The following is a 16,162-nucleotide window of genomic DNA, read 5'->3' on the forward strand; positions in this document are numbered from 1 at the left end:
TCAGCAGTTCTATTTTTATTGTTGTAATGGTCTTAAGCGTCCATTAGTACAATGTAAAGCAGGCAAAAAAGAGGATGATTAATCCCCTTAGTTTACTTGTCTTCATTTATTTGTTCATCAGGTTTTTGGACGATTTCTTTTAATTCCCCAATATCACCTTTTGCATTGATAATCTCAAAAATTTCATTTAGGCCTTCTGATGTTTTTTCATCTTCCGTTTTCACTATACCCCTCCTTAATTAGGTTAATGGTTAAGGTCTCCAAAAAACCAGTAGATAAAACATCGGTTACCTTGGAAAATTGATGAAATTCTCTTCGCATTTCCATTGATATAAAAGCATTTTAGGCGGATGTTAATTGTAAAACTACAAAAATTCAAATTTTTTTGTCCGTGCAATATGGACAACATTAAAATTATCTATTATTATGATTGTTATAACTCTTAGTATAAAGGGATTTGTGGTACTTCTTAGTGTATTTTTAGAGAGGACACATGTATTTTTAGAAAAAAGGGAAAAAATACAATATTTTTAAAATAGGGGTAAAACATAAAAAGATCCTGCATTTATTCCAACCATCAATGAGGGGGTATATTAAATGTCAAGTGAAGTATTAAATCGATTTTTGAAAGAAAATTTGGAAGATTTAAAAGAAAAGGGACTATACAACGTTATTGATCCGGTGGAAGGTCCAAACGGTCCGGTAATCACCATTGCAGGCAGGGAGTTAATTAATTTATCATCAAATAACTATCTAGGTTTAGCAACAGATCGACGATTAATAGAGGCTTGCATAGAAGCGACGAAAACATATGGTGTCGGAGCTGGAGCCGTTCGTACGATTAACGGAACTTTGGATATTCATGTCAAATTAGAAGAAAAGCTTGCAGAATTTAAACATACAGAAGCCGCCATTGCTTATCAATCTGGATTTAACTGTAATATGGCAGCGATTTCAGGAGTGATGGATAAACATGACGCCATTCTTTCAGATGAACTGAACCATGCTTCAATCATTGATGGATGCCGATTATCCAAGGCGAAAATTATTCCCTTTATCCATTCCGACATGGACGATTTACGGACAAAAGCACGCCAAGCAAAGGAGTCCGGATTGTATAACAAAGTCATGATCATTACCGATGGAGTTTTCTCGATGGACGGGGATATTGCCAAGCTTCCTGAAATTGTGGAGATTGCAGAAGAGTTTGACTTAATTACTTATGTTGATGATGCACATGGATCGGGTGTATTAGGTAATGGTGCAGGAACGGTAAAACATTTTGGGCTATCGGATAAAGTGGATTTCCAAATTGGAACATTATCCAAAGCCATTGGTGTTGTTGGAGGCTATGTAGCAGGAAAGAAAGATTTGATCGATTGGTTAAAGGTGAGAAGCCGTCCATTTTTATTTTCAACGGCTGCCACACCGGGAGCAGTTGCAGCTAGTATAGAAGCCATCGAAATTTTGATGAATAGCTCAGAACTTCAAAATAAGCTGTGGGAAAACAGCGATTACTTGAAAAAAGGCCTAAAAGAATTAGGGTTTGATATCGGGGAGAGCGAAACACCGATTACGCCTTGCATCATAGGGGATGAAACAAAAACGCAGCAATTCAGCAAGAGGCTGAATGAAGAAGGTGTGTATGCTAAATCCATCGTATTCCCTACCGTTCCAAAGGGTACTGGAAGAGTGCGAAATATGCCTACTGCTGCTCATACAAAAGAGATGCTGGACCGTGCAATTGCCATTTATGAAAAAGTGGGAAAAGAGATGTCGATCATATAAGAGATTGCTTGTTTCAGAGTTTAAAACATAGGGAGGGATTTTTGATGAAAAAGGTCTTGGTAACGGGGGCTTTAGGTCAAATTGGTTCAGAACTGACGCTGAAAATGAGAGAGATTTATGGAGCTGACAATATCATTGCAACAGATATTCGAAAAACGGACAGCGATGTTGCCCTATCAGGTCCATTTGAGATTTTAGATGTTACGGATGAAAAAGCGATGTTTAACATGGCAAAAAAACATGAAGTGGATACAATTATACATTTAGCCGCTTTATTGTCAGCAACAGCTGAAAAGAAACCTCTTTTAGCTTGGCATTTAAACATGGGCGGATTGGTCAATGCTTTGGAATCGGCACGGGAACTCGATTGCCAATTATTCACACCTAGTTCGATTGGTGCGTTTGGTCCAACCACTCCTAAAGATTGGACACCGCAAGACATCATTCAACGACCGAATACGATGTACGGAGTGAATAAAGTATCCGGAGAGTTATTATGTGATTATTATCATCATAAATTTGGGGTTGATACGAGGGGGCTTCGATTCCCGGGACTGATTTCGTATGTCACACCTCCTGGCGGTGGAACTACCGACTATGCAGTTGAAATTTACTATGAAGCGATTAAAAACAAGCGATATACTTCTTACATTGATAAGGGAACGTATATGGATATGATGTATATGCCTGATGCTTTAGCTGCCATCATTAATCTAATGGAGGCAGATGCCTCAAAATTAAAACATCGCAATTCTTTCAATGTGTCAGCCATGAGCTTTGATCCGGAGCAAATTGCAGCCGAGATCAAAAGGCATATTCCGGAATTTGTCATGAATTATGAGGTCGATCCTGTAAGACAATCCATTGCCGATAGTTGGCCAAATACAATAGATTCAACTTGTGCAAAGGAAGAGTGGGGATTCAAGGCGGAATATGATTTAGAGAAAATGACGAATGATATGTTGTTGAAGCTGAGATTAAAGTCCCTTTTAGTAACAGCATGAATTAACCTGCCAGCCGAATAAAAGAGTTGCAATACTCTTTTATTCGAGTTACTTTATACAGAGGAATTTTAACGTTTAAGGGGAGGGCCTTTATAAACGATAAAAAGTAAGCGCTTTCTATGATACCTTGAACAGAATTAAGATATAACATGAAATTTGATAGTAATCTTTCTAACTGTCAGGAATGCTTAAGAGTGAAGAATGATTTTATGAGGCAGCTTTAAGAAAGATTAAAAAAAGTGGAGCCTGCTATATCATTTCTATACTGAATAGGGAGTGTATTAAGCATCTTGCATTAAATTTCGACTATTAGTAGTGTAGGGGGAAATGGAATGGCAAACAAAGATTTGAATAGGGACTTGAAAGGTCGTCATATTCAGATGATCGCTTTGGGCGGAACTATTGGTGTCGGTTTATTCATGGGTTCAGCCAGCACGATTCAATGGACAGGTCCGTCAGTAATGTTAGCTTATGCGATCTCTGGGATCTTTATATTCTTAATCATGCGTGCAATGGGGGAAATGTTGTATTTAGAGCCAAGTACAGGTTCATTTGCAACATTTGGTTATAAGTACATTCATCCATTGGCAGGGTATATGACTGCATGGAGTAACTGGTTCCAGTGGGTTATTGTCGGGATGGCAGAAATTATAGCAGTGGGGACGTACATGCAGTATTGGTTCCCTGATCTCCCGGCTTGGATTCCAGGTTTAATCGCAATGGTGATTCTTGGAGCAGCGAACTTAATTTCCGTTAAATCCTTTGGGGAAATTGAATTTTGGTTTGCGCTGATTAAAATCGTAACGATCATATTAATGATCGTTGCAGGATTTGGACTTATTTTCTTTGGAATCGGTAATGGAGGGGAAGCCTTAGGATTATCGAATCTCTGGGAACATGGTGGTTTATTTACAGGTGGTTGGAAGGGCTTCTTCTTTGCCCTCTCACTGGTGGTTGCCGCTTATCAAGGTGTAGAACTAATCGGGATTACGGCTGGTGAAGCAAAAGATCCTCAAGAAACGATAACCAAAGCGATTCAAAGTACCATTTGGCGTATTTTAATTTTCTATATCGGTGCGATTTTCATTATTGTAACCGTTTACCCTTGGGATCAATTAAGTGCAATTGGCAGTCCATTTGTTGCTACTTTTGCCAAAGTTGGTATCACGGCAGCAGCTGGAATCATTAATTTTGTCGTAATCACGGCTGCAATGTCTGGCTGCAATAGTGGTATTTACAGTGCAGGACGTATGCTTTACACATTAGGGATGAATGGCCAAGCGCCAAAATTCTTTGCGAAAGTATCTAATAGCGGTGTACCTTTATTCGGTACGTTCGGAGTGATAGTCGGGTTAGCAATTGGGGTTGTATTAAGTTATATTGCACCAGAAAATTTATTTGTGCATGTATATAGTGCAAGTGTACTTCCTGGTATGATTCCGTGGTTTGTCATTCTGATCAGCCAAATTCAATTCAGGAAAATTAAAAAAGCTGAAATGCACAATCATCCATTCAAAATGCCTTTTGCACCAGTTACAAACTACCTGACCATCGCTTTCTTGATTATGGTATTAATCGGTATGTGGTTTAATGATGACACACGTATATCACTAATGGTTGGAATAGGTTTTCTGGCTATCGTTGCCATTAGTTATTTCGTTTTTGGAATAGGCAAGCGTGTACAAGCCGATGCTCAGACAATGGCTCAGAAGGAAGATAAAGTGGGTTAATCTATAATTCACTTCGGGTTTTGCAAAGGGTTGCTTCGGCAGCCCTTTTCCAATGAAACTAAAAGGGCAGCTTAGTTTTGACAAGAGATGATAAAATGATAATTGAGATGAAAGTTGTGCCATAGATATTGCTTGTTGGATATATGAGGTGTATAGTGACCTTGGATATACAGAGAAGCAATTGAAAACAGTAAGTAATGGTTCTTGTTGGGCTCCCTTAGTTAATTAAAAGCTTTCTGGGCTATGATGAATGGAGAAAGGTCAGGGCAGTCTAGTTAATGACATCAGGATACGTTTCCGCCAAAGTTTAGTGTAAGATAACTGCGATGTTATTACTTCTTAAGATAGAATGTTAAAAATCATAAGAAAAGGAGACATCGACAATGACAACTTCAAAGAAGAATTTGAGGACTTGCGAAAAGGGTCACAAATACTATAAATCCAGCGACTGTCCGGCCTGCCCAGTATGTGAGCAAGAACGCAAACCTGACACCGGATTTCTTTCATTGCTTTCGGCACCAGCCAGACGGGCTTTGGAAAACAATGGGGTTACCTCATTACATCAGCTATCAACATATAGTGAAAAAGAGATTTTGAAGTTTCACGGTATGGGACCAGCTTCTTTACCTAAACTTAGGGATGCTCTGGAGACAGGTGGGTTATCATTCAAAGATTAACCACCTAGAATGCTTAATCTTGCAGGAACGCCTTTTATGCCTGCCGGTTCCATACATTCAATTTCTTTATCAAGTCATGGGGTCTTTATGTAAATAAGGGATCAGGAACATCTTTTTTTATGGACATCATCCTTGTTAAACTGGTAGTAACTCTAAAAAGTGAGGTAACGAAAAATCATGAGTTCCTATACTCCCTATTATGAATTCAATCGAAAAAAGTGGGCATCTTTGCGAAACCATACCCCTCTTCCTTTAACTGAAGAAGAATTGGATAACTTAAAAGGAATAAATGAAGAAATATCCATTCAGGAAGTAGAAGAGGTTTACTTGCCCTTGACTCGATTAATCAATTTATATGTTGAAGCATCTCAGCAGCTTAATACAGCCACTTCTTCATTTCTAAAAACCAATGATAAAAAAGTACCTTATATCATTGGAATTGCAGGGAGTGTTGCTGTAGGAAAGAGTACGACAGCAAGGTTACTTCAGACCTTATTATCCAGATGGGATAATCATAGAAACGTAGGTCTTGTCACTACCGACGGTTTTTTGTACCCAAATGATCATTTAGAAGAAAAAGGACTGATGAAAAGAAAAGGGTTTCCTGAAAGTTATGATACTCAAAAATTGATTAATCTTATCGGGGATGTAAAAGCAGGAAAAAATAAAGTGGAAGTTCCAATCTACTCACATTTGAAATATGACATTTTGCCAAATGAAGTGCAGACCATCTGTAATCCGGATATTTTAATAGTGGAAGGTATTAATGTTCTTCAAGTTGATAAGGAAAATCAAGTATTCGTCAGTGACTTTTTTGATTTTTCACTTTATGTTGATGCAGACGCAAATGACATAGAGCGGTGGTATGTTGAAAGGTTCCTTTTACTTCAGAAGACCGCATTTCAAAGTCCCGAATCCTACTTTCATCGTTATATTGACTTGTCGAAAGAACAAGCCATTAAACAAGCGACCCAAATTTGGGAAGAAATTAATTTGAAGAATTTACATGAAAATATACTGCCGACAAAAGGACGGGCAAAACTCGTTCTAAAAAAAGGATCAGATCACAAAGCTGAAAATATCTATTTGCGAAAATGATAACTTAAATGTAGATGATTATGTATAGGGATAATGTTTTTTTGTAATAATAATTAAGGATAAAATTCTATTTATAAGGGACTATGCAATAAGTCTTGAAATTAGAAATATTATCAATGCTCGTACCTAATATTGGTTTAATTATCAGTAATTATTGGTATTGTTATAATATCTACTTATTGGGTGTAATTTATGATCCAAGTTAAAAAGGTAGTGGTTTAGCAATTTCAGGAATGTCCTTATTTTTTCGGGAAATGGTTACAGAAACTTCTAATTTCACTTCCGATTTTGTCAATAAATGTGTATTTTCGTCACTTTTTTTGATGTGTCAATATTATTTCACTAACAGTTTCTTCCTTCAATAAGGGGGAACGGCTGAAGAAATCTTTTTCTTCGACTATCATGGCGGACAAGATTAAGCTAATTTCTTCACAAAATCAAATTTTTAACAAAAAAAGTAATAGTAGAATATTTTAATCTATGAAATAATAATAATAGATTATGATATAGTTATAAGGAGACAGAAAAGGTGTGTTCCTAGTTCGTGCCTGGCTTTTTGTGACACCTAAGCAGGAGCGCCTACATCTTTTTTGCAAATATAGGGGATAAGGAAGGTTATAATGAGCAACATACAGAAACAAACAGACGTTATCTTAATTGGCGGCGGAGTCATGAGCGCGACTTTGGGATCATTACTGAAAGAGTTAGCACCGGAATGGGAAATCAAAGTATTTGAGAAGCTTGCAAACGCAGGAGAAGAAAGCTCTAACGAATGGAATAATGCGGGTACGGGACATTCTGCACTGTGCGAGCTTAACTATACATCCGAGAAATCTGACGGATCTATAGATATTAGCAAAGCAATTAAAATTAATGAACAGTTCCAAGTTTCATTGCAGTTTTGGTCGTATCTTGTAAACTGTAAGCTGATTGATAATCCGCAAGACTTTATCATGCCATTGCCTCATATGAGTATGGTACAAGGGGATAATAATGTAGCGTTCTTAAAGAAACGTTTTGAAGCGCTGTCAAAAAATCCTCTGTTCCAAGGTATGGAGTATTCCGATGACCCAGCAAAACTGATGGAATGGATTCCACTTATTATGCAAGACCGTCCATCGAATGATTCTATAGCGGCAACAAAAATTGATTACGGTACAGACGTTAACTTTGGTGCTTTAACACGCATGTTGTTTGACCATCTAAAGACTAAAAACGTCGATATCAAATATAAACATAGTGTTGATAATGTTAAACGTGCCAGCGATGGCTTATGGGAATTAAAAGTGCGTAATGTCGATACTGGTAGCGTAGAACGCCATAATGCTAAATTCGTCTTTATCGGAGGCGGGGGCGGAAGCTTGCATTTGCTGCAAAAATCCGGTATTCCTGAAGGGAAACATATTGGCGGATTCCCAGTAAGCGGATACTTCATGGTATGTAATAATCCTGAAGTTGTTGAGCAGCATCATGGAAAAGTATACGGAAAAGCTAAAGTTGGTGCTCCACCAATGTCTGTTCCGCATCTTGATACACGTTTTATCGACAATAAAAAATCGTTGCTATTTGGACCATTTGCGGGCTTCTCACCGAAGTTCCTGAAAACAGGTTCAATGTTCGATTTAATAACTTCCGTAAAACCGAATAATGTTTTAACTATGTTGGCGGCAGGCGCAAAAGAGATGCCATTGACAAAGTACCTGATCCAGCAGGTTATGTTATCGAAAGAACAGCGCATGGAAGAGTTACGAGAGTTCATCCCGAACGCTAAGAGTGAGGATTGGGATTTAGTAGTAGCTGGCCAACGTGTACAAGTTATCAAAGATACTGCAGAAGGCGGCAAAGGTACACTTCAATTTGGTACGGAAGTTGTCAGTGCATCCGATGGCTCGATTGCAGCACTGCTAGGTGCATCTCCAGGTGCTTCTACTGCTGTTCACGTTATGCTTGAGGTAATTAATAAATGCTTCCCGCAACGTATGAAAGAATGGGAACCAAAAATTAAAGAAATGATTCCTTCTTATGGAGAGTCACTAATGGAAAATCCAGAGCTTCTGCACGAAATTCAAACTTCAACTTCAGAGACGCTTGGTCTGAGCAAAAAAAAAGAGCTAGTTTATAGTTAATTTTTGGATATGGAAGCGACATTGAAATTAAAAACAAAAGAACCTTTAATCTATCTTTGATTGAAGGTTCTTTTTTTGTCTTGAAGCCTTATTCAATTAAGGATGCTTACTTGTAGATAAACTCGATGAAAATTGAGTTTGTCTACATTTTTTATGCGAAATCTTTTGGGAGGCTATAATTGCATCCCTCAGTTTGTAGACAAAAGGGTTCTATCTAAAAGTTAAAACTAAGTTGATTGGAGCGGGTGTTCGAGACTCTTGCGGGAAAAGCGCGTCTAGGGGAGACCCCGCAGGCGCAAGCTGAGGAGGCTCCCAGACCGCCCGCGGAAAGCGAGTGCCCTTCGTTCCAATCGACGTCCAAATTGTACAAGCGCTTCTAATGTACATCTGAATTTATTTGGGAAATGGTCTCTTTATCGCAAATGACGAAAAGCTGTGCATCGTCAGGAATTCGTTCATCTAATTTTTGGTTTATGTTAAGATCACCACGATCTGCTACCAGCGTGGCTCCTTTATTAAGAAGGTCTATGAACGCATCACGATAGGTTCGCCATTCAGCTTGTTTAGAAATCTCATACATGGTTTCTTCATACTTTGTACTCATGAGTTCAGAATACATATGGATGACTCCATGAGAAAATAATGATCGTACTGCAGCGTGGGAGATCATTTCTTGTGTAGGAATAAACTCATCCACCTTTACACGCTCGAATAAACGGATATGCTTTTGATTGATCACTTCAGCGGTGACATGAATGGACGTACTCGTTTTTTCCTCAATGGCCGTTATGGCAGTGGCAACTAATAATGTCTTTCCATCGACGAGTAACGGATCTTTTGTAGCATAATTATCTTGCGTTATTTGGTCAGCAAAAATGATAACGCCTTTTGCTCTAGGCAGATTTGCACGGAGTAATGTTTCTTCATCGGTAGCATCCCCGCGAACATAAAACAGACGCTCCTCCATCATTGGAGCTTTTTCCAAGTTATCAATGATTACAATATCAATGGTTTCATCAGATTTGAAAATTTCTTGGAGTGCTGATTTTGACTTATCACTCCATCCAATCAAAATGATATGATTTTTACCTGTATATTTCATTTTTCCACCAACTTTACGTTTTTCGATAAGATATACAGATTTAATGATTTTTCCAATGAAAAGACTAACAAGCCCAATACCCGTGATATAAAGGCCAATGGTAAATGCTTTTCCAAGGCCGGTGACCGGTGCATAGTCTCCAAAACCAACCGTAGCAAGCGTTGTAAGAACCCAGTAAACTGAGGTTAAATATGATTCGAACGTCTGTGGCTCTATAGAATAAGCAACATACGCAGCAACTAATATGTATAAAATGGCAAATGGTATAAAGATTCTACCTCTTAATTTAATCAGGTAATATATTATTTTTTTTACCGTAATCCTCATCTCATCATACCCATCCTAGTTTTCAAGTCATCATCGATTAAATTTATATTTCCCCAATTTAACAGTTAATTAAACGTAAGTGTAAAAACTATTTTTTACCCAAGCAGGGAGCAAGAAGCATAAAGAGAGCTTAGTTATTTAAAAATCTCTTATGCATAAAAAGGGGCAGGATCGTTGAGAGTTCCATTGAGTTTCATCAGCCCAAGTTTAATAGACTACACAATCAGTTTAAGTTTTTTGTACCAGATCACACATTCTGCTACTAAATTTTTGGGATAACGGATCTTGTCACTGCCATTACCGTACGTATTTGGCCATTAAATAAAATGAGCGACGATTATTATTCGGATAATGCCGATCCAGAAGAAGTTATCAAAGAAGGACTTTACAAAAATGTCTGGAACAGCGCGATGGTGGGAGCAAACAATTCGGTAAATCTTGGCGGAGTATACTCCAGTATTTAATTTACTTGGCTATCTTTTTTAACCATTTACTTGGGCATTGCAAATACCTGAACCATTTTGGCTGCCAAAGCTTCAGCTATAGGAATTGCAGAAATGTTCCTGCGGGCGCTTCTCGTAGTTGATGCACCTCTGGTAACTAAGTTCATTATAGCCGTGGTATCTGTATCATCCATATTGTTCTTTTCAACGACGATACCTTGTATCCTATCAACCGAAATCCCAATCAGCATTATGAAGTTGATAGTAATCTAGTTTGAACGGACGCTCATCACGTTAATTATTACTGCACTATCGCAATATTGCTGCTTTAGTACAAATCAACGAATCTTAATTCGATTCACAGGTCGAACAGGTGCGTTCGTATTTATAAGGTCGACCAGTAAAAATTACTGGTTGGCCTTTTTAATATATCAGCAGCCAGGGTAGGACGTACGGGTGCACGGGACATTTGAAGGCTTGTTGGGACGTAGTATAAATTATTGGAGCAGCATCATCACAGAAAAGGATATTAATATGTTTCTTACAAAACATATTAATATCTTTCGAGAGTTTCGACATTATATTGACAATAATATAGTTACTCATTACAATTGAAAATAATTCTCAATATGGTACAGGAGGCACCAATGGTTATGTCAAAACGAAGAAACAGCAAAAACGTGTTATTCATATCGGCAATCGTTTTAATTCTATCAACGCTTTTACTTGGATGTACAAATGAATCAAAAGAAAATTCAACTTCAAATAAAGACAGTAAAGACATGCTTACTATGGCTTGGCCGAGGGATATAGGTGAAATGAATCCGCATGTCTATAATCCTTCTCAATTATTCGCTACATCAATGATATATGAACCTTTGGTCAGCTACCAAGATGGAGGGAAGCTGAAACCGCATTTAGCTGAATCTTGGGAAATTTCCAAGGATGGGAAGGAATATACGTTCAACCTCCGTCAAGATGTGAAATTTTCTGACGGTACAAGCTTTAATGCTGAAATTGTGAAAAAGAACTTTGATACTATATTGAAAAATGTTGATTTACATAGTTGGTTGGGCTTTATTACGAAAGTGGATCAAACGGAAGTAATTGACCAAAACACATTTAAACTAACATTAAAGGAGCCATATTATCCTACTATTCAAGAGTTAGCCGTTGTTCGTCCAGTCCGATTCTTAGGTGATGCTGGATTCCCTAAAGATGGTGACACTTCTAAAGGTGTTACAAAACCAGTCGGTACAGGGCCATGGGTTTTGGAAGAATATAAAGCAGATGAATATGCTATTTTCAAACGCAATGAAAATTATTGGGGTGAACTCCCTAAAGTTAAGAAAATCAAAGTCAAGATCATTCCTGATGCGGAAACCCGTGTTCTTGCTTTTGAAAAAGGTGACCTGGACCTAATTTATGGTGAAGGTGCTATCAGTCTGGATGCTTTCAAACAATTAGAAACAACAGGTAACTATCAGACTAGTATTTCTGATCCGGTTGCGACAAGACAGCTAGTCATGAATACGAAGAAAGAACAGCTTTCAGATTTACGTGTTCGTCAAGCATTACAATATGGATTTAATAAAAAAGCAATGGTTGACGGAGTTACTTCTGGGTTGGAAGAGAAGGCAGATTTCATTTTACCGACAAACTTCCCTTATACTTCAGACATTGATGTAAAACAGATTGATTATGATGTTGAAAAAGCAAAAGCTTTATTAGATGACGCAGGATGGAAGCTGCCAAAAGGAAAAACCGTTCGTGAAAAAGACGGAAAACCGCTTGAAATCGAGTTAATGTACGACTCTGCAGAATCGATCCAAAAAGCAATGGCTGAAACATTACAATCTGAGTGGGCGGCACTAGGTGTTAAATTGAATATCGTTGGAGTTGAGCTTACGGTACAAATTGAAAGATTCAAAGCTAATGATTTTGAATTGAATTTCTTTAGTAACTATGGCGCTCCATATGATCCACATACTTTCGTAAATGTCGTTGGTTCAGAAGGATTTGGTTTTAACGAAGCCATTTCATCTTATCCGAACAGAGATGAGTTGTTAAAACAAATTGCAGATGTTCCTCGAACAACAGATGAAAAGGAACGTCAAGAACTTTACTCAACTATTTTGGAATCATTGCAAGACCAAGGAGCGATTGTGCCTATTTCTTATATTAAGAAAATAGCTGTTTACCAAAAAGATGTATCTAATTTTACATTCCCTGCTAACCGGGATGAACATCCATTCACAGGAATTAGCATCGAGAAGTAAGTTACAGGAGGGTTTTCATGGGCACTTATATCTTAAAACGAATTATGGCCATTATTCCCATCTTTCTCTTGGCCACTCTTCTTACGTTTGGAATGATTCACCTTTCACCAGTGGACCCAGCTGAGGCATATTTATCTGCAGCACATATCCAATCTACAGATGAGATATTGGCTCAGAAAAGACATGAGTTTGGCTTAGATCAACCCCTCCATGTTCAATATGTAAATTCTATTATTAAGATATGCCAATTTGATTTTGGCATATCTTATGTTTCGAATAAACCTGTTTGGGACGAGGTTACCTATCGAATGCCAGCGACCATTCAGTTAGCTTTAGGTAGCATCATATTAGCTATCCTGGTCAGTGTCCCTCTTGGATTTTTGGCAGGCATAAAGAAAAACAGTGGTATTGACCATTTTAGTCGGCTTCTTTCTTTTTTCGGGGCATCCATCCCCTCTTTTTGGCTTGGTTATTTATTGATTTTTTTCTTTTCTGTTAAACTCGACCTATTTCCTGTCGAAGGAATCGGGACTTGGCAACATCTGGTTCTCCCTTCCGTTACTTTAGCTATGCCATTAATAGCCTTGTATACTCGATTGTTACGTGCCAGTGTTCTTGAAAATTTACAGGAGCCTTATATCCTTTTTGCTCGCACAAGAGGGATTCATGAAAAAGTCATTATGGGAAAACATGTATTGAGAATAGCCATATCCCCTATGATTACTGGATTAGGGATGAATTTAGGAAAGCTGTTGACTGGAACCATTATTGTCGAAGCGGTCTTTTCCTGGCCAGGATTCGGTCGTTATTTTATTGAAGCTATTTTTAATCGGGATGTTCCTGTCATTCAATGCTATGTGCTTTTAGCCGCGGGACTATTCATCATTAGCAACTTGATCGTTGACCTTATTCAAATGTACATTGACCCGCGAATCTCCAGAAAAGGAGGGCAACGTCAATGATAACAAGTCTTCGCATTATGATGAAAAGTCAGAAAGTGATTGTCCTTTGTTCGATAATATTGAGCTTCCTACTTATCATCACGGTCTTGGCCCCTTGGCTTGCACCTAATGATCCTATTGCTGTCAATTTAGCAAATAAACTACAGCCATCTTCTTTTGAGTATCCATTGGGAACCGATCATTTAGGAAGGTGCACGTTATCACGCCTCTTATATGGAGCTCGCATTTCGTTAGGATTTGCCACATTAATCTTTATTTCATCTTTAGGCATCGGTTTGATTGTTGGAACCATTGCTGGTTATAAAGGTGGATGGGTGGACCAAGTGCTAATGAGACTTTGTGATGGTGTTATGGCATTTCCGAATCTTTTGCTCATTCTTGGACTTGTTGGTATATTGGGACCTGGCCTTAAACAAGTCATCTTAGCATTGATGCTTGTGCAATGGGTATATTATGCGAGAATTTTCCGAGGAATGGTACTTAGCCTGAAAGAACAAAACTATATAGCTGCAGCTAAAATAAGCGGTTCTTCTCAATGGAAGATAATAAAGAAACATATTGTTCCAAATGTTCTCCCGCCGCTTGCTGTTATGGGTACATTAGAGATGGGCTGGGCGATCATGGATATATCCGCCATGTCGTTTCTAGGTTTAGGTGTGCAACCCCCTACACCAGAATGGGGAGCAATGATTCATGAAGGGAAATCGTATATCCGGACGAATCCAGAATTGATGCTATATCCAGGTTTGATGATTATGCTCGTTGTCGTCACCTTCAATTTATTAGGCGAAGCGCTATCAGAACGTTTTGGAGTCAAACGTCGTTAATATAAAGGAATGATAAGATTGAGAACAGAACGATCGAATGTATTAAAAGTGAGCGATCTACATGTACAAATACAAACAAAAGATGGTGCATCCACTCTCGTTAAGGATATTGATTTTGAACTGAAAAAAGGGAAGGTGCTAGGTCTTGTTGGGGAAAGTGGGTGTGGCAAAACCGTTACGAGTATGTCCATTCTACAGCTTCTTGATCGGAAAACAACGACGATTGAAGGTAGCATTACCCTCCAAGGAAGAGAATTGAATGGGTTGGACGATAAAGATATACGTAAAATCCGTGGCAAGGATATTGCCTTTATTATGCAAAATCCGATGAATTCATTTACGCCTGTTTTTACAATTGGCAATCAATTTATCGAAACGATCAGGTCTCATACCTCATTGAATAAACAACAAGCAAAAGAGCTTGCCATCGATGCGATGCAAAATGTAAACCTGCCAGATCCCGCGAAACTATTAAAAAGCTATCCTTTTCAATTGAGTGGAGGTATGCTTCAACGCGTGATGATTGCGATGGCTGCATGTTTACGTCCTTCAGTTATTATTGCTGATGAGCCGACAACTGCACTCGATGTTCATAACCAATTACAAGTACTTCGCCACCTGGATAGAATTCGTTCGGAATATGGAACATCCATTTTACTCATTTCTCATGATCTGGGAGTCATTTCTGAAATGGCAGATGATGTAGTCGTTATGCAACATGGCAGAATTGTAGAGGCTGCAAATGTATTTGAACTATTTGATAATCCGCAGCATGAGTATACAAAGAAACTGCTAAATGCCCGACTTACCTTAAATCTTGAAGAACCTATCGCCCATATGTTGTGATATATAGATTGCATTCTTTGGAGGGGGGAACAAATGAGTTTATTACAAGTAAAAGCAGTGTCTCATAGCTATAATTCTCATAAGTTTTTTAAATGGAAAGACGATTCTAAAAAAGTACTCACTGACATTTCCCTCTCTATTGACGAAGGAACATGTCTAGGACTGCTTGGGACGAGTGGAGCTGGAAAAAGCACATTAGGAAAAGTGATTCTTGGCTTAGAACGTCCACAGCAAGGACAGGTTCTGTTTCAAGGGCATGATATCTATACTGCTGATAAGCTTATTCGACAAAAAATACGCCGGGATCTCCAAGTTGTCTTTCAAGATTCGCATTCATCTGTCAATCCACGAATGACGGCCGAGCATATTATAGGCGAGCCATTAGAAAACTATGAAAAACTAACAGTAGCCGAACAAAAAAGAACCGTTATTGAGCTATTGGAAAGAGTCGGTCTAAGTGAGAAGGATTTAAAAAAATACCCACATCAATTTAGCGGTGGACAATTGCAAAGAATTAATATTGCTAGAGCAATTTCTCTTAAGCCAATGCTAATCGTCTTAGACGAATCCGTAAGCAGTCTGGATATGGTTAATCAAACACTAATTTTAGAATTATTAAGTGAGTTAAAAAAAGACTTCGGCTTATCTTATCTTTTTATTACACATGATATTAAAGCGGCCAATTCAATCGCGGATACTTTGGGTGTACTGGAAAAAGGAGAATTAATCGAGCTTTACGATTCTAAGAATCAGTTTTTTTCGTCGGAACATCCTGTCGTCAAACAGATGAGAGGTTCTATCCTTGCTGAGCATCCACGTTTTCGTTCTCTTCCGACGAGGATTAACAAGACCTAGTCTAGAATTTATATTTATTGATTGGAAGGCCTCGATTTCAACTTGAAAATCGAGGCTCTTGTTTATATTTTTTCTGAAGAACATATTGGAGGGAAAAG

The 16,162-nt window shown here is 38.3% G+C and carries 13 protein-coding genes and 1 pseudogene; 12 read left to right on the plus strand and 2 right to left on the minus strand.

Features of this window, described 5'->3' with window-relative positions; all coding sequences use genetic code 11:
* Positions 1–92: 92 nt before the first annotated feature.
* Positions 93–224: a hypothetical protein gene (locus QNH43_RS03020; RefSeq protein WP_260320935.1), complete on the minus strand. Its 132-nt coding sequence runs from the start codon at positions 222–224 to the stop codon at positions 93–95.
* A 373-nt stretch (positions 225–597) separates the two neighbouring features.
* On the opposite strand from QNH43_RS03020, the gene QNH43_RS03025 reads away from it, so the two are divergent.
* From QNH43_RS03025 to QNH43_RS03050, 6 genes are all read left to right on the plus strand, one after another.
* Positions 598–1,788 (plus strand): glycine C-acetyltransferase, encoded by a 1,191-nt coding sequence (locus tag QNH43_RS03025; protein ID WP_283916748.1) that lies wholly within the window; start codon positions 598–600, stop codon positions 1,786–1,788.
* Positions 1,789–1,832: 44 nt separating this feature from the next.
* Entirely contained in the window at positions 1,833–2,792 is a 960-nt protein-coding gene (locus tag QNH43_RS03030) for an L-threonine 3-dehydrogenase (protein ID WP_283916749.1), read from the plus strand.
* Positions 2,793–3,124: 332 nt separating this feature from the next.
* Positions 3,125–4,522, plus strand: coding sequence for an amino acid permease (locus tag QNH43_RS03035; protein ID WP_283916750.1), 1,398 nt, complete (start codon positions 3,125–3,127; stop codon positions 4,520–4,522).
* A gap of 383 nt (positions 4,523–4,905) precedes the next feature.
* The gene (locus QNH43_RS03040; RefSeq protein ID WP_283916751.1) at positions 4,906–5,199 is read left to right on the plus strand and encodes an RNA polymerase alpha subunit C-terminal domain-containing protein; all 294 of its coding nucleotides are present in this window, start codon (positions 4,906–4,908) and stop codon (positions 5,197–5,199) included.
* A 177-nt stretch (positions 5,200–5,376) separates the two neighbouring features.
* Positions 5,377–6,297 (plus strand): type I pantothenate kinase, encoded by a 921-nt coding sequence (coaA, locus tag QNH43_RS03045; protein WP_283916752.1) that lies wholly within the window; start codon positions 5,377–5,379, stop codon positions 6,295–6,297.
* Positions 6,298–6,917: 620 nt separating this feature from the next.
* Complete coding sequence (locus QNH43_RS03050) at positions 6,918–8,423, plus strand: malate:quinone oxidoreductase (RefSeq protein ID WP_283916753.1); 1,506 nt, start codon at positions 6,918–6,920, stop codon at positions 8,421–8,423.
* Between the two features lie 376 nt (positions 8,424–8,799).
* Here the strand turns inward: QNH43_RS03050 and QNH43_RS03055 are convergent, their stop codons facing one another.
* On the minus strand, positions 8,800–9,852 hold the full coding sequence (locus QNH43_RS03055; protein ID WP_283916754.1) for a potassium channel family protein: 1,053 nt from the start codon (positions 9,850–9,852) through the stop codon (positions 8,800–8,802).
* 275 nt (positions 9,853–10,127) lie between these two features.
* Between QNH43_RS03055 and QNH43_RS27705 the strand changes: the two are divergent.
* The 6 genes and pseudogenes from QNH43_RS27705 to nikE form a co-directional block, all read left to right on the plus strand.
* Positions 10,128–10,568, plus strand: a pseudogene (locus QNH43_RS27705) (YjiH family protein); the annotation flags it as partial.
* 380 nt (positions 10,569–10,948) lie between these two features.
* A complete protein-coding gene (gene nikA / locus QNH43_RS03060) occupies positions 10,949–12,574 on the plus strand; it encodes a nickel ABC transporter substrate-binding protein (RefSeq protein ID WP_283916755.1) in 1,626 nt (541 codons plus the stop codon).
* Positions 12,575–12,591: 17 nt separating this feature from the next.
* Positions 12,592–13,536: a nickel ABC transporter permease subunit NikB gene (gene nikB, locus QNH43_RS03065; protein ID WP_283916756.1), complete on the plus strand. Its 945-nt coding sequence runs from the start codon at positions 12,592–12,594 to the stop codon at positions 13,534–13,536.
* Complete coding sequence (nikC, locus tag QNH43_RS03070; protein ID WP_283916757.1) at positions 13,533–14,363, plus strand: nickel ABC transporter permease subunit NikC; 831 nt, start codon at positions 13,533–13,535, stop codon at positions 14,361–14,363. Before nikB ends, nikC begins: the two co-directional genes overlap by 4 nt.
* A 9-nt stretch (positions 14,364–14,372) precedes the next feature.
* Positions 14,373–15,209, plus strand: a complete 837-nt coding sequence (nikD, locus tag QNH43_RS03075) for a nickel import ATP-binding protein NikD (protein WP_434060148.1) — start codon at positions 14,373–14,375, stop codon at positions 15,207–15,209.
* A 33-nt stretch (positions 15,210–15,242) separates the two neighbouring features.
* Positions 15,243–16,064, plus strand: a complete 822-nt coding sequence (gene nikE, locus QNH43_RS03080) for a nickel import ATP-binding protein NikE (protein WP_283916759.1) — start codon at positions 15,243–15,245, stop codon at positions 16,062–16,064.
* The last annotated feature ends 98 nt before the right edge of the window (positions 16,065–16,162 follow it).

Origin of the sequence: Peribacillus simplex, assembly GCF_030123325.1 — a bacterium.
Classification (GTDB): domain Bacteria; phylum Bacillota; class Bacilli; order Bacillales; family DSM-1321; genus Peribacillus; species Peribacillus simplex_D.

Excerpts from the sequence above, each read along its gene's own strand:
- QNH43_RS03040 (WP_283916751.1), top strand. The coding sequence starts at position 4,906 with ATGACAACTTCAAAGAAGAATTTGAGGACTTGCGAAAAGGGTCACAAA.
- QNH43_RS03025 (WP_283916748.1), top strand. The coding sequence starts at position 598 with ATGTCAAGTGAAGTATTAAATCGATTTTTGAAAGAAAATTTGGAAGAT.
- nikB (WP_283916756.1), top strand. The coding sequence starts at position 12,592 with ATGGGCACTTATATCTTAAAACGAATTATGGCCATTATTCCCATCTTT.
- QNH43_RS03035 (WP_283916750.1), top strand. The coding sequence starts at position 3,125 with ATGGCAAACAAAGATTTGAATAGGGACTTGAAAGGTCGTCATATTCAG.
- QNH43_RS03055 (WP_283916754.1), bottom strand. The coding sequence starts at position 9,852 with ATGAGGATTACGGTAAAAAAAATAATATATTACCTGATTAAATTAAGA.
- coaA (WP_283916752.1), top strand. The coding sequence starts at position 5,377 with ATGAGTTCCTATACTCCCTATTATGAATTCAATCGAAAAAAGTGGGCA.
- nikD (WP_434060148.1), top strand. The coding sequence starts at position 14,373 with ATGATAAGATTGAGAACAGAACGATCGAATGTATTAAAAGTGAGCGAT.
- nikA (WP_283916755.1), top strand. The coding sequence starts at position 10,949 with ATGTCAAAACGAAGAAACAGCAAAAACGTGTTATTCATATCGGCAATC.
- QNH43_RS03030 (WP_283916749.1), top strand. The coding sequence starts at position 1,833 with ATGAAAAAGGTCTTGGTAACGGGGGCTTTAGGTCAAATTGGTTCAGAA.
- nikE (WP_283916759.1), top strand. The coding sequence starts at position 15,243 with ATGAGTTTATTACAAGTAAAAGCAGTGTCTCATAGCTATAATTCTCAT.
- QNH43_RS03050 (WP_283916753.1), top strand. The coding sequence starts at position 6,918 with ATGAGCAACATACAGAAACAAACAGACGTTATCTTAATTGGCGGCGGA.
- nikC (WP_283916757.1), top strand. The coding sequence starts at position 13,533 with ATGATAACAAGTCTTCGCATTATGATGAAAAGTCAGAAAGTGATTGTC.